The sequence below is a fragment of the Luteithermobacter gelatinilyticus genome, assembly GCF_005849285.1.
In the GTDB taxonomy this organism is placed as follows: domain Bacteria; phylum Pseudomonadota; class Alphaproteobacteria; order Sphingomonadales; family Emcibacteraceae; genus Luteithermobacter; species Luteithermobacter gelatinilyticus.
The window spans coordinates 966,505-979,654 of sequence record NZ_CP040517.1; the positions used below are offsets into that span (position 1 = coordinate 966,505).

General features: G+C 55.1%; 13 protein-coding genes. All 13 read left to right on the plus strand.

The genetic code is table 11. From position 1 onward, the window contains the following. Window positions 1–31: 31 nt before the first annotated feature. Entirely contained in the window at window positions 32–4,225 is a 4,194-nt protein-coding gene (rpoC, locus tag FE788_RS04365) for a DNA-directed RNA polymerase subunit beta' (protein WP_138379494.1), read from the plus strand. Between the two features lie 392 nt (window positions 4,226–4,617). Then, a complete protein-coding gene (gene rpsL, locus FE788_RS04370) occupies window positions 4,618–4,989 on the plus strand; it encodes a 30S ribosomal protein S12 (protein ID WP_138379495.1) in 372 nt (123 codons plus the stop codon). 36 nt (window positions 4,990–5,025) lie between these two features. After that, entirely contained in the window at window positions 5,026–5,496 is a 471-nt protein-coding gene (gene rpsG / locus FE788_RS04375) for a 30S ribosomal protein S7 (protein ID WP_138379496.1), read from the plus strand. 24 nt (window positions 5,497–5,520) lie between these two features. Next, window positions 5,521–7,596, plus strand: coding sequence for an elongation factor G (gene fusA / locus FE788_RS04380; RefSeq protein ID WP_138379497.1), 2,076 nt, complete (start codon window positions 5,521–5,523; stop codon window positions 7,594–7,596). A gap of 85 nt (window positions 7,597–7,681) precedes the next feature. Continuing rightward, window positions 7,682–8,872, plus strand: a complete 1,191-nt coding sequence (tuf, locus tag FE788_RS04385) for an elongation factor Tu (protein WP_138379486.1) — start codon at window positions 7,682–7,684, stop codon at window positions 8,870–8,872. Window positions 8,873–8,919: 47 nt separating this feature from the next. Next, a complete protein-coding gene (rpsJ, locus tag FE788_RS04390) occupies window positions 8,920–9,234 on the plus strand; it encodes a 30S ribosomal protein S10 (protein ID WP_138381285.1) in 315 nt (104 codons plus the stop codon). Window positions 9,235–9,239: 5 nt separating this feature from the next. Next, the gene (rplC, locus tag FE788_RS04395; protein ID WP_138379498.1) at window positions 9,240–10,007 is read left to right on the plus strand and encodes a 50S ribosomal protein L3; all 768 of its coding nucleotides are present in this window, start codon (window positions 9,240–9,242) and stop codon (window positions 10,005–10,007) included. Between the two features lie 5 nt (window positions 10,008–10,012). Then, window positions 10,013–10,633 (plus strand): 50S ribosomal protein L4, encoded by a 621-nt coding sequence (rplD, locus tag FE788_RS04400; RefSeq protein ID WP_138379499.1) that lies wholly within the window; start codon window positions 10,013–10,015, stop codon window positions 10,631–10,633. After that, complete coding sequence (locus FE788_RS04405) at window positions 10,630–10,923, plus strand: 50S ribosomal protein L23 (protein ID WP_138379500.1); 294 nt, start codon at window positions 10,630–10,632, stop codon at window positions 10,921–10,923. The genes rplD and FE788_RS04405 overlap by 4 nt, the downstream gene beginning before the upstream one ends. Before the next feature lie 3 nt (window positions 10,924–10,926). Then, the gene (rplB, locus tag FE788_RS04410; protein WP_138379501.1) at window positions 10,927–11,760 is read left to right on the plus strand and encodes a 50S ribosomal protein L2; all 834 of its coding nucleotides are present in this window, start codon (window positions 10,927–10,929) and stop codon (window positions 11,758–11,760) included. Window positions 11,761–11,772: 12 nt separating this feature from the next. Further along, window positions 11,773–12,051: a 30S ribosomal protein S19 gene (rpsS, locus tag FE788_RS04415; protein WP_138379502.1), complete on the plus strand. Its 279-nt coding sequence runs from the start codon at window positions 11,773–11,775 to the stop codon at window positions 12,049–12,051. A gap of 5 nt (window positions 12,052–12,056) precedes the next feature. Next, window positions 12,057–12,437 carry a 50S ribosomal protein L22 gene (gene rplV / locus FE788_RS04420; RefSeq protein WP_138379503.1) on the plus strand — a complete coding sequence of 127 codons (381 nt, stop codon included), beginning with the start codon at window positions 12,057–12,059 and terminating at the stop codon, window positions 12,435–12,437. Further along, window positions 12,437–13,135 carry a 30S ribosomal protein S3 gene (rpsC, locus tag FE788_RS04425; RefSeq protein ID WP_138379504.1) on the plus strand — a complete coding sequence of 233 codons (699 nt, stop codon included), beginning with the start codon at window positions 12,437–12,439 and terminating at the stop codon, window positions 13,133–13,135. Before rplV ends, rpsC begins: the two co-directional genes overlap by 1 nt. Window positions 13,136–13,150: the final 15 nt, after the last annotated feature.

Genomic DNA, 13,150 nt, shown 5'->3' on the forward strand with positions numbered 1-13,150 from the left:
AGACCGGAAGAGATTTAGGAGTAAAAAGGTTATGAGCCAGGAAATTATGAATTTCTTCAACCCGGCTGCGAAACCGGAGACCTTTGATAATATCAGGATCTCCATTGCAAGTCCTGAACAAATCCGGTCTTGGTCTTACGGCGAGATCAAAAAACCGGAAACCATTAACTACCGGACTTTCAAGCCGGAAAAGGATGGCCTGTTCTGTGCGCGTATTTTTGGCCCGATCAAGGACTATGAATGTCTTTGCGGCAAATACAAGCGCATGAAATATCGCGGCATTACCTGCGAAAAATGTGGTGTGGAAGTAACCCTCAGCAAGGTGCGCCGTGACCGCATGGGCCATATTGACCTGGCGGCGCCGGTCGCGCATATCTGGTTTCTGAAATCTCTTCCCAGCCGCATTGGCCTGATCCTGGACATGACTCTGAAGGATCTGGAGCGGGTACTGTATTTTGAGCAGTATATTGTGATCGAGCCGGGGCTTACGCCGCTGAAGATGAAGCAGTTGCTGAGTGAGGAGGAGTATTACCGCGCTCAGGAGGAGTACGGCGAGGATAGCTTTACCGCCGGCATCGGGGCGGAAGCCATCAAGGTTTTGCTGGAAAATGTTGATCTTGAAGCGGATCGGGAAGACCTGCGCCGGGAACTGGCTGAAACCAAATCTGAACTGAAACCGAAGAAAATCGTCAAGCGCCTGAAGGTGATTGAAGGGTTTCTGGAATCCGGCAATAAACCCGAATGGATGATCCTGGACGTGCTGCCGGTTATCCCGCCAGAGCTGCGCCCGTTGGTGCCGTTGGATGGCGGGAGGTTCGCCACTTCCGACTTGAATGATCTGTATCGTCGGGTGATCAACCGGAACAACCGCCTGAAGCGGCTGATGGAATTGCGGGCGCCGGACATTATTGTGCGGAACGAAAAACGCATGCTGCAGGAAGCGGTTGATGCTCTGTTTGACAACGGTCGGCGTGGCCGGGTGATTACCGGGGCCAACAAGCGGCCGCTGAAATCCCTGTCTGATATGCTGAAGGGGAAACAGGGCCGGTTCCGTCAGAACCTGCTCGGGAAACGCGTGGACTATTCCGGACGTTCGGTAATCGTGGTCGGGCCGGAATTGCTGCTGCATCAGTGCGGTCTGCCAAAGAAAATGGCCCTGGAGCTGTTCAAGCCGTTTATCTATGCACGGCTCGACAAGCTGGGAATTGCGACCACCATCAAACAGGCCAAGAAGCTGGTGGAAAAAGAACGGCGCGAGGTTTGGGACGTTCTGGACACGGTGATCCGCGAACACCCGATCATGCTGAACCGGGCGCCAACGCTGCACCGCCTTGGCATTCAGGCCTTTGAACCGGTCCTGATCGAAGGCAAGGCGATCCAGCTGCATCCGCTGGTCTGCGCCGCGTTTAACGCCGACTTTGACGGGGACCAGATGGCCGTTCACGTGCCGCTCAGCCTGGAAGCGCAGCTTGAAGCCCGTGTGCTGATGATGTCCACCAACAACATTCTGAGCCCCTCCAACGGCAAACCGATCATCGTGCCGTCCCAGGATATTGTTCTGGGGCTGTATTACATGACGTCGGAAAAGGTTGGCGAACCGGGCGAAGGCATGGTGTTTGGCAGCCTTGAGGAAATTGAACAGGCTCTGTTCAACAAGGTGGTGACCCTTCATTCCAAGATTTCCGCCCGTTATGAAACAGTGGATGAGGATGGTAATCCCAAATCTATCCGCGTGGAAACCACGCCGGGCCGCATGCTGCTGAGCAAATATCTGCCCAAACATGTCAATGTGCCCTTTGACCTGATCAACCGTCAGCTCACCAAAAAGGAAATCTCCCAGGTGATTGACGTGGTCTATCGCCATACGGGGCAGAAGGAAACCGTGCTGTTTGCGGACGCCATCATGCGCCTTGGCTTCCAGGAAGCCTGTAAGGCCGGGATTTCCTTCGGTAAGGACGATATGGTGATTCCGAAGGCCAAGACGGAGCTGATTGCCGCGACCACCAACGAGGTCAAGGAATTTGAAGCCCAGTACAATGCGGGGCTGATCACCAAAGGAGAAAAATACAACAAGGTGGTTGACGCTTGGTCCCAGTGTACCGACCGGGTGGCGGACGCCATGATGGCGGAAATTTCCCAGAGTGGCGTGGATCCGGAAACCGGCCGGTCCCGTGAAATCAATTCCATTTACATGATGGCCCATTCCGGGGCCCGTGGTTCTGCGGCGCAGATGAAGCAGCTGGCCGGAATGCGCGGTCTGATGGCGAAACCGTCCGGGGAGATTATTGAAACCCCGATTATTTCCAACTTCAAGGAAGGCTTGAGCGTTCTGGAATACTTTAATTCCACCCACGGGGCCCGTAAGGGGCTGGCCGATACGGCCCTGAAGACGGCGAACTCCGGATATCTGACCCGCCGTCTGGTGGATGTGGCACAGGATTGCGTTGTCGTGGAGTATGACTGCGGCACCCAGGCCGGGATCGACCTGACCGAGGTCGAGGAAGGTGGCGATGTGATTGTGTCCCTGGGTGAACGGATTCTCGGACGCTGCGTGGCTGTGGACCTGAAAGATCCGGTTAGCGACGAGGTGATCGTTGAGGCCGGGACGTATCTGGACGAAAAGCTGGTTGAGAAAATCGAACAGGCCGGCGTGTCAACAGTCAAGGTCCGCTCTGTACTGACCTGTGATTCCAAAAACGGCGTCTGCACCAAATGTTACGGCCGGGATCTGGCGCGTGGTATTCCTGTCAATATCGGCGAGGCTGTGGGGGTCATTGCCGCCCAGTCCATCGGGGAGCCGGGAACCCAGCTAACCATGCGGACCTTCCACATCGGTGGGGCGGCATCATCCGTATCCGAACAGTCGTCCATCGAAGCGTCTCATGACGGCCGGATCAAGCTCAATAACCGCAATGTGGTGACCGATTCCAAAGGTCGGCTGATCACCATGAGCCGCAATATGGAAGTGGTCATTGTGGATGAGGAGGGGCGCGAACGCGTCAAACACAAGGTGCCCTATGGCTCACACCTCATTCATGATGAAGGCGCTGAAGTCAAACATGGCGACAAACTTGTGGAGTGGGATCCCTATACCATTCCGATCATTACGGAAAAAGGCGGTACCGTGCGGTATGTTGATCTGATCGAAGGGGTCTCCATCAGCGAGAAGATCGACGAAGCCACCGGTATTTCCAGCAAGGTGGTGATTGACTGGCGGTCTCAGCCCAAAGGCGCGGATCTGCGGCCGCGGATCACGCTGCGCAACGAAGCAGACGAGGTTGTGGAACTGGCCAATGGCAGTGAAGCCCGCTACTTCATGTCTGTGGGCGCCATCCTGTCCGTCAATGACGGGGATCAGGTGCATGCCGGTGATGTGGTGGCGCGTATTCCGCGTGAAGCGGCCAAAACCAAGGATATCACTGGGGGTCTGCCGCGGGTGGCTGAATTGTTTGAAGCTCGCCGGCCCAAGGATCACGCCATTATTGCCGAAGTGGACGGATATGTGGAATTCGGGCGGGATTATAAAAACAAACGCCGCATCACCATTCGTCCGGCCAATGAAGATGAAGCACCGGTGGAATATCTCATTCCCAAAGGAAAACATATTTCCGTGCAGGAAGGGGACTTTATCCGTCGGGGAGAATATCTGATCGACGGCAACCCGGCGCCGCATGACATTCTGAAAACCATGGGTATTGAGGCGCTGGCCAATTACCTGGTTGACGAGGTTCAGGAAGTCTACCGTCTTCAGGGTGTGACCATTAATGACAAACACATCGAAGTGATTGTCCGCCAGATGCTTCAGAAAGTGGAAATCACCTCTCCGGGTGAGACCACCTTCCTGCTTGGCGAGCAGGTGGATAAGGAAGAGTTTGAAGAGGTAAACGCCAGAATGGAAGAAGAAGGCCGTCTGCCGGCCAAGGGCGAACCGCTTCTGCTGGGGATCACCAAGGCGTCCTTGCAGACCCGGTCCTTTATTTCCGCAGCCTCTTTCCAGGAAACTACCCGCGTGCTGACCGAAGCGGCCGTTTCCGGCAAGAAGGACAACCTGATCGGATTGAAGGAGAACGTGATTGTGGGTCGCCTGATTCCGGCAGGAACCGGGGCAACGATGAACAATTATCGTCGGATCGCCCAGAAGCGGGATGCCGGTGTGGCGGTATCGGACGCCGCCCAGGCCGAGCCGCTGCCGCTTGAAGGAGGCGACTCAGCACAGGCGGAATAAAGCCGCAAACACGGCGAAAAATGCTGGAGTCAGGGTTTTGAAGGGATTTCCCTTAGAAACTTGAAAGAAAATAACAAATTTTAAGGCCGGATCTTCCAAAAAATGTGGAAAATCCGGCCTTTTTTCCTGAAAAGGTCGCCTTGAAACAGGTGTCTGAATTTTTTCTTGACTGTACATAGTTGCGAACATAGTATGCGCTCACTCTTTGAGGGGCAGGTGGTAGGTCTTGTTTGAACGGCCTAAACGCTGCGCCTAGGTACTCAGAGAATGAAAATTCAGGTTTAAGCTGATCAGCCGGAGCAGGCGAGTGCTGCTCTTTTGCTTTTTTTTAGGGAAAGTAGGTGGCTGGTCTTTTTGCTGTACGTAGAGAAACGAACGACTAAGGAATCGAGATGCCGACAATTAACCAGTTGGTACGTAAACCGCGTAAAAAGCCCGTAGCCCGTAACAAGGTTCCGGCGCTGGAGGCTTGTCCTCAAAAGCGTGGCGTGTGTACACGCGTTTATACGACTACGCCGAAGAAACCGAACTCGGCCCTGCGTAAGGTAGCCCGTGTGCGCCTGACAAACGGCTTTGAGGTGACCAGTTACATTCCCGGTGAAGGGCATAACCTGCAGGAGCACTCTGTGGTGCTGATCCGCGGTGGGCGCGTGAAGGACCTTCCCGGTGTTCGTTATCACATCCTGCGTGGTGTGCTGGATACACAGGGTGTGTCCAACCGTCGTCAGGGTCGTTCTAAGTATGGGGCAAAGCGTCCCAAATAAGGGGCGGTTTATCTCAGGATGTAAAGGGAATAGGATATGTCTCGTCGTCACGCTGCTGAAAAGCGCAAAGTTCTGCCGGATCCCAAATTTGGGGATGTTGTGCTGACGAAATTTGTCAACAACCTTATGGTTGACGGTAAAAAATCCGTAGCTGAAAGAATTGTTTATGGTGCGCTGGATCTGGTTCGGTCCAAGACGGGCCGTGAGCCGATGGAAGTGTTCCATGAGGCGCTGGACAATATAAAGCCTGCGGTTGAAGTGCGGTCCCGCCGTGTCGGGGGGGCGACCTATCAGGTGCCTGTTGAGGTGCGCGCGGATCGTGCGCAGGCGCTGGCGATCCGCTGGTTGATTGAGATGTCTCGTAAGCGCAATGAAAATACCATGACCGAGCGCCTTGCCGGTGAATTGATGGATGCGTTGAACAATCGCGGCGCTTCAGTGAAGAAGCGTGAGGATACGCACCGTATGGCCGAAGCCAACAAGGCATTCTCTCATTACCGCTGGTAATAGACGACTTAAGGAATCAGGAAGATGGCACGCACAACCCCGCTCGAAAAATATCGCAATATCGGTATTATGGCGCATATTGATGCCGGTAAAACCACAACAACGGAACGTATTCTGTTCTATACCGGCGTGAGCCACAAAATTGGTGAGGTGCATGATGGCGCTGCCACCATGGACTGGATGGAGCAGGAGCAGGAGCGGGGGATTACGATCACCTCTGCCGCGACCACCTGTTTCTGGAACGATCATCGGATCAATATCATTGACACCCCGGGTCACGTGGACTTCACCATTGAGGTGGAACGGTCCTTGCGGGTTCTTGACGGTGCGGTGGCTGTGTTCGATTCTGTGGCCGGCGTGGAGCCCCAGTCCGAAACTGTCTGGCGTCAGGCGGACAAATACAAAGTGCCGCGCATGTGTTTTGTGAACAAGATGGACCGTATGGGAGCCAACTTCTTCCGCTGCGTGGAGATGATTAAGGATCGCCTCGGGGCAGTTCCGCTGGTGACCCAGCTGCCGATTGGCGCAGAAGCCGAATTTGAGGGTATGGTTGACCTGCTGAAAATGAAAGCCATCGTCTGGGACGATGAAAGCATGGGCGCCAACTATGTTGAAAAGGACATTCCGGCGGATCTGCAGGATGATGCAGACGCTTATCGCATGGAGCTGATTGAAACCGTGGTGGAGCAGGATGAGGCCGCCATGGAGGCTTATCTTGAGGGTAATGAGCCGGATATGGCGACATTGAAGAAGCTGATCCGCAAAGGCACCATTGCCGGCGATTTTGTGCCGGTGCTGTGTGGGACGGCCTTCAAGAACAAAGGGGTTCAGCCGCTGCTCGATGCCGTGGTGGATTATCTGCCGTCACCAGTTGATGTGGAAGCCATTCGTGGTGTGTCTGTGGATGGGGAAAAGGAAATCCTGCGTAAATCTTCCGATGACGAGCCTTTTGCCGCTCTGGCGTTTAAGATCATGAACGACCCGTTTGTGGGGACGCTGACATTCTGCCGGATTTATTCCGGGGTGTTGGAGTCCGGCACTCAGGTCACCAACTCCGTCAAGGGCAAGAAAGAAAAAATCGGCCGCATGTTGCAGATGCACTCCAATTCTCGTGAGGACATCAAGGAAGCTCGCGCCGGGGATATTGTGGCGTTGTGCGGTCTGAAAACCACCACTACCGGGGACACCCTCTGCGCCAATAATGACCAGGTTATTCTGGAACGCATGGAATTCCCTGATCCGGTGATTGAGGTGGCCGTTGAGCCGAAAACCAAAGCCGACCAGGAAAAGATGGGGGTTGCCCTTAATCGTCTGGCGGCCGAAGATCCCAGTTTCCGGGTGAAAACCGATGAGGAAAGCGGTCAGACCGTGATCGCCGGCATGGGCGAGCTGCACCTTGATATTATCGTGGATCGCATGAAGCGGGAATTCAAGGTGGAGGCCAATGTGGGGGCGCCGCAGGTGGCGTATCGTGAATCCATCGCCCGTGAGGTTGAGGTGGATTACACCCATAAGAAACAGTCCGGTGGTTCCGGTCAGTTCGGTCGGGTGAAAATAGTTGTCACCCCGGGTGAGCGCGGGTCCGGCATTCAGTTTATTGATGAAATCAAGGGCGGAAATATTCCGCGTGAATACATCCCTGGTGTGGAAAAAGGGATCCGGGATGTGGCCGACAGCGGTGTGCTGATCGGTTTCCCGATCATCGACTTCCAGGTGCGTCTGGTGGATGGGGCTTATCACGATGTTGACTCCTCTGTATTGGCGTTTGAAATCGCCGGTCGCGGGGCCATGCGTGAAGCGGCCCAGAAGGCCGGTATCAAGCTTCTGGAACCGATGATGAAAGTGGAAGTGGTAACGCCCGAGGAATATATGGGTGACGTGATCGGGGACCTGAACTCACGTCGCGGCCAGATTGCCGGCACGGAAGCCCGCGGTCCGGCCCAGGTGGTCACCGCGATGGTGCCGCTGGCCAATATGTTTGGTTATGTCAACCAGTTGAGGTCATTTACTCAGGGACGTGCGCAGTACAGCATGTTGTTTGATCATTATGCGGAAGTGCCGCAGAACGTCGCTGAGGAAATCAAGGCGAAATATGCCTGATCATCGAATTGAATATTAACACGCAACTAACTTTTCCCGTGAGGATAAAGCGGGACGCTTGAATATAAGTGAGAAGGTAACGAAGATGGCAAAAGAGAAGTTTGAACGTACGAAGCCGCATTGTAACATTGGGACAATCGGCCATGTTGACCATGGGAAGACGACGCTGACGGCGGCGATTACGAAGGTTTTGGCCGAGCAGGGCGGCGCGGAATTTACGGATTACGCGAACATTGACAAGGCGCCAGAGGAGCGCGAGCGCGGGATCACGATTTCGACGGCTCATGTTGAGTATGAGACGGAGAAGCGGCACTATGCGCATGTGGACTGCCCTGGTCACGCGGACTATGTGAAGAACATGATCACGGGTGCGGCGCAGATGGATGGTGCGATATTGGTTGTGAATGCGGCGGACGGTCCGATGCCGCAGACCCGCGAGCACATTCTTTTGGCGCGCCAGGTTGGGGTTCCGGCGTTGGTTGTTTTCCTGAACAAGGTTGATCAGGTTGACGACGAGGAGCTTCTGGAGCTTGTGGAGATGGAGGTTCGGGAGCTGTTGAGCGAATATGATTTCCCGGGGGATGATATTCCGATCATTGCGGGGTCAGCGCTGGCGGCTCTTGAGGGTCGTGATGACGCGATTGGCAAGGAGAAGATCCTTGAGCTGATGAAGGCGGTTGACGAGTATATTCCGCAGCCGGAGCGTCCGAAGGATCAGCCGTTCCTGATGCCGATTGAAGATGTGTTCTCCATTTCCGGTCGCGGGACTGTGGTGACGGGCCGCGTGGAGCGTGGGGTGATCAAGGTTGGTGAAGAAGTTGAGATTGTGGGCATTCGCGAGACCCAGAAGACGACGGTGACGGGTGTTGAGATGTTCCGCAAGCTTCTGGACAGCGGGGAAGCTGGGGACAATATCGGGGCTCTGTTGCGCGGGATTGGCCGTGATGAGGTGGAGCGCGGTCAGGTTCTGGCGCATGTGGGCACGATTACGCCGCACACCAAGTTTACCGCTGAGGCCTATATTCTGACCAAGGAAGAGGGCGGTCGTCATACGCCGTTCTTTAGCAATTATCGTCCGCAGTTTTATTTCCGGACCACGGATGTGACCGGGGTGGTGAGCCTGCAGGAAGGCACCGAGATGGTGATGCCGGGCGATAATGTGACCATTGATGTGGAGCTGATTGCCCCGATCGCCATGGATGAAGGTCTGCGTTTCGCCATCCGCGAAGGCGGCCGCACCGTCGGCGCCGGCGTCGTCTCCAAAATTATCGAATAACAGTTTTAGATAAGGAGCGCGGGCTTTAGGCCCGCGTATTTAACATGCTGGAATCACAAAATATTCGCATCCGCCTGAAAGCTTTTGATCATCGTGTGCTTGATCAGGCAGCCGGCGAGATTGCCAATACGGCGAAAAGAACCGGTGCCAACGTTCGTGGCCCCATTCCACTGCCGACGCGGATTGAGAAATTCACTGTGCTGCGTTCGCCGCACATTGATAAAAAATCCCGCGAACAGTTTGAGATGCGCACGCACAAGCGCCTTCTTGATATTGTTGAACCCACGCCCCAGACGGTTGATGCGCTGATGAAGCTGGATCTTGCCGCCGGGGTTGATGTGGAAATCAAGTTGCAGGGGTGAGGGACATGCGTTCAGGACTTCTCGCCAAGAAAGTTGGTATGTCACGTGTTTTTGCCGAAGGGGGCAAGCATGTGCCGGTGACTATTCTGCATGTGGACAATGTGCAGGTGGTTGCCCATAAAACAATGGACAAAGACGGATATAACGCCGTTCAGCTGGGCGCCGGTGAGGCCAAGGTCAAACGCACCACCAAGCCAATGCGTGGCCATTTTGCCAAAGCCAAGGTGGAACCCAAGGCTGTACTGGCCGAGTTCCGTGTGGCTGACGATGGTTTTATTGACGTGGGCGCCGAACTGACGGCCGAACACTTTGTGGTCGGTCAGAAGGTTGACGTGGTCGGCATTTCCAAGGGTAAAGGTTTTGCCGGGGCGATGAAACGCCATAATTTCGCCGGTCTCAGAGCCACGCACGGGGTATCTGTTTCTCACCGTTCTCACGGGTCCACAGGTCAGAACCAGGATCCGGGCCGCGTTTTCAAAGGCAAGAAAATGGCCGGTCACATGGGGGACGAGCGGGTGACGGTTCATAACCTGGAAGTGGTTGGCACGGACCCTGAAGAAGGTCTTTTGCTGGTCAAGGGCGCCGTTCCGGGCGCCAAGGGCAGCTGGATCATGATCAAGGACGCCGTGAAGAAAGAGCAGCCGGAAGGTGTGCCTTATCCGGGCGCGGTTCGTGTGAATGCCGCTGCCGAGGCTGCCGAAGCTCCGGCCGCTGAAGCGCCTGCCGAAGGCGGTGAGGGTGCAGGTGAAACCGCTGAAGAGAATAAGGAATAAAACCCATGAAAGCCGATGTATTGAAGCTTGATGCCAAAAAGGCGGGTGACGTCGATCTGGACGAGGGTATTTTTGCTCTGCCGGAACGCGCGGATATTCTTCAGCGTGTTGTGGTCTGGCAGCTGGCCAAACGCCGGGCGGGCACCCACAAGATCAAACTGCGTAATGAGATTAACGCAACCACCAAGAAATTCCTTCGTCAGAAGGGTAGCGGCGGCGCGCGTCACGGGGACAAGAAAGTTGGTCAGTTCCGTGGCGGGGCCAAAGCTCATGGTCCGGTTGTTCGCTCTCATGAACACAGCTTGCCGAAAAAAATTCGCCGGCTGGGTCTGAAAACGGCTCTTTCCTCCAAGCTTGCTTCCGGCAACCTGATCATTCTGGATAATATGGAGATGAAAGCTCCGAAAACCAAGGATCTGGTGGCGGCTCTTGACAAGCTGGGGCTCAAGAATGCGCTGTTTATCGACGGGGCCGATGTGAATGAAAACTTCAAACGAGCAGCGGCCAATATCCCCAATGTGGATGTTCTGCCGAGCCAGGGCGCCAATGTTTATGACATTCTGCGCCGGGAAAAGCTTGTGCTGACCAAGGCTGCCGTTGAAAGCCTGACGGAGAGGCTGAAATGACTGAATTGAAACATTACGACACAATTCTGGGCCCTGTGATTACAGAAAAGTCCACCCTGGTTTCCGAACAGAACCAGGTGGTTTTCCGGGTGCCTCTCACCGCCACAAAGCCGGAAATCAAAGAGGCTGTCGAAGCCCTGTTTGATGTCAAGGTGGAGGCAGTGAACACCATCCGTGTCAAAGGCAAGGTAAAACGTTTCCGTGGCCGTATGGGGCGCCGGAGCGATTACAAAAAAGCAATGGTTAAACTGGCCGAAGGTCAGTCCATTGATGTGACGACGGGGGTCTAAATCATGGCTTTGAAAACATATAATCCGACTACTCCTGCGCAGCGTAACCTGGTTCAGGTGGACCGCTCCGAACTGTGGAAAGGGAAACCGGAAAAGGCGCTGACTCAGGGTCTGACCAAAAGCGGCGGCCGTAACAATACCGGCCGGATCACTTCCCGTCGTATGGGCGGCGGTCACAAACGGGCCTATCGTATCATCGACTTCAAACGTCGCAAATGGGATATGGAAGCCACGGTCGTTCGTCTGGAATACGACCCGAACCGGACCGCTTTTATTGCCCTGATCGAATATGAAGATGGTGAAAAAGCCTATATTCTTGCGCCGCAGCGCGTGGCGCCGGGCGACAAGGTTGTGGCCGGGGAAAAAGTAGACATTAAACCCGGTAATGCCATGCCGCTTTACAGCATCCCGGTGGGCTCGATTGTTCATAACGTTGAACTGAAGCCGGGCAAAGGCGGGCAGATGGCCCGTTCTGCCGGCGCCTATGTCCAGGTTACCGGGCGCGACAGCGGCTATGTGCTGCTGCGTCTGGCTTCCGGTGAACAGCGTTATGTGCGGGCGGAATGTATGGCGACAATCGGCGCCGTTTCCAACCCGGATAACCAGAACATCAGCATTGGCAAGGCCGGCCGCAATCGCTGGCTTGGCAAACGTCCATCTGTACGCGGTGTTGCCATGAACCCTGTTGATCACCCGCATGGAGGTGGTGAGGGGCGGACCTCTGGTGGTCGTCATCCTGTGACACCTTGGGGGCAGCCGACCAAGGGTAAGAAAACCCGCAGCAACAAGGCGACGGACCGTTTCATCGTTCGGTCTCGTCATGCCCGGAAGAAATAAGGAGTAATACAGATGGCACGTTCAGTTTGGAAAGGTCCGTTCGTCGATCTGCATTTGCTCAAGAAGTCAGAACAGATGAGCGAATCCGGCAAGAATACGCCGATCAAGACTTGGTCTCGGCGGTCAACCATTCTGCCGCAATTCGTCGGACAGACATTTAATGTTCACAATGGCCACAAATTTGTTCCGGTCTATGTTACCGAGGACATGGTGGGCCATAAACTTGGTGAGTTTGCGCCGACCCGCACCTATTACGGGCATGGCGCCGACAAAAAAGCGAAGAAGAGGTAAGGACAGTGGGTAAGAATGCAGCACCTCGCCGCGTTGCCGAAAACGAAGCCGTTGCCGTCGGCAACATGATTCGTGTCAGCCCCCAGAAGCTTAATCTGGTGGCCGGTATCATTCGCGGTCAGAAAGTCGAGAAAGCACTTGCCGACCTCACTTTCTCCAAACGCCGTATCGCCAAGGACGTGAAGAAAATTCTCGAGTCTGCCGTCGCCAATGCGGAAAACAACCACGGTCTGGATGTTGATAGCCTGGTGGTTGCCGAAGCCAGTGTTGGCAAGGCTCTGGTCATGAAACGCTTCCGTCCGCGGGCCCGTGGACGCGTAGGTAAGATTTTGAAACCGTTCAGCCGGATCCGCATTGTGGTCCGCGAGGTTGAGGAGGACGCATAATGGGTCAGAAGGTTAATCCAATCGGGCTTCGCCTGGGCATCAACCGTACCTGGGATTCCCGCTGGTATGCCGAAGGTGAAGAATACGGCAATCTTCTGCATGAGGATCTTGCAATTCGCAACTTCATCATGAAGGAACTGAAGGCTGCCGGCGTGAGTCGCGTTGTCATTGAGCGTCCGGCCAAAAAGGCCCGCGTGACCATTTATTCCGCACGTCCCGGTGTGATCATCGGCAAAAAAGGCGCGGATATCGAAAAGCTGCGCCAGAAAATTGCCAAAATGACCCGGGCGGCCGATGTGAGCCTGAACATTGTCGAAATTCGCAAGCCTGAGCTGGATGCCCAGCTTGCCGCCGACAATGTGGCCCAGCAGCTGGAGCGTCGTGTGGCGTTTCGCCGGGCCATGCGCCGGGTGATGCAGAGCGCACAGCGCCTGGGTGCGGAGGGCATCCGGATCAACAGCGCCGGCCGTCTAGGGGGGGCAGAGATCGCGCGGACCGAATGGTATCGGGAAGGCCGTGTGCCGCTTCACACTCTGCGTTCCGATATTGATTATGCGGAAAGCAAGGCCTATACCCCTTACGGGGTGATCGGCATCAAGGTGTGGATTTATAAAGGCGAGATCATGGAGCATGACCCCATGGCCCGTGATAAACGCATTAACGAGCAGCAAAAAGTTGCTGGCGGCAAAGGCCGTTAAGGAAATTGAGGTAAA

Bases quoted from the DNA above. Each gene is read 5' to 3' on its own strand.
- rpoC (WP_138379494.1), top strand. From the start codon at position 32: ATGAGCCAGGAAATTATGAATTTCTTCAACCCGGCTGCGAAACCGGAG.
- rpsL (WP_138379495.1), top strand. From the start codon at position 4,618: ATGCCGACAATTAACCAGTTGGTACGTAAACCGCGTAAAAAGCCCGTA.
- rpsG (WP_138379496.1), top strand. From the start codon at position 5,026: ATGTCTCGTCGTCACGCTGCTGAAAAGCGCAAAGTTCTGCCGGATCCC.
- fusA (WP_138379497.1), top strand. From the start codon at position 5,521: ATGGCACGCACAACCCCGCTCGAAAAATATCGCAATATCGGTATTATG.
- tuf (WP_138379486.1), top strand. From the start codon at position 7,682: ATGGCAAAAGAGAAGTTTGAACGTACGAAGCCGCATTGTAACATTGGG.
- rplC (WP_138379498.1), top strand. From the start codon at position 9,240: ATGCGTTCAGGACTTCTCGCCAAGAAAGTTGGTATGTCACGTGTTTTT.
- rplD (WP_138379499.1), top strand. From the start codon at position 10,013: ATGAAAGCCGATGTATTGAAGCTTGATGCCAAAAAGGCGGGTGACGTC.
- FE788_RS04405 (WP_138379500.1), top strand. From the start codon at position 10,630: ATGACTGAATTGAAACATTACGACACAATTCTGGGCCCTGTGATTACA.
- rplB (WP_138379501.1), top strand. From the start codon at position 10,927: ATGGCTTTGAAAACATATAATCCGACTACTCCTGCGCAGCGTAACCTG.
- rpsS (WP_138379502.1), top strand. From the start codon at position 11,773: ATGGCACGTTCAGTTTGGAAAGGTCCGTTCGTCGATCTGCATTTGCTC.
- rpsC (WP_138379504.1), top strand. From the start codon at position 12,437: ATGGGTCAGAAGGTTAATCCAATCGGGCTTCGCCTGGGCATCAACCGT.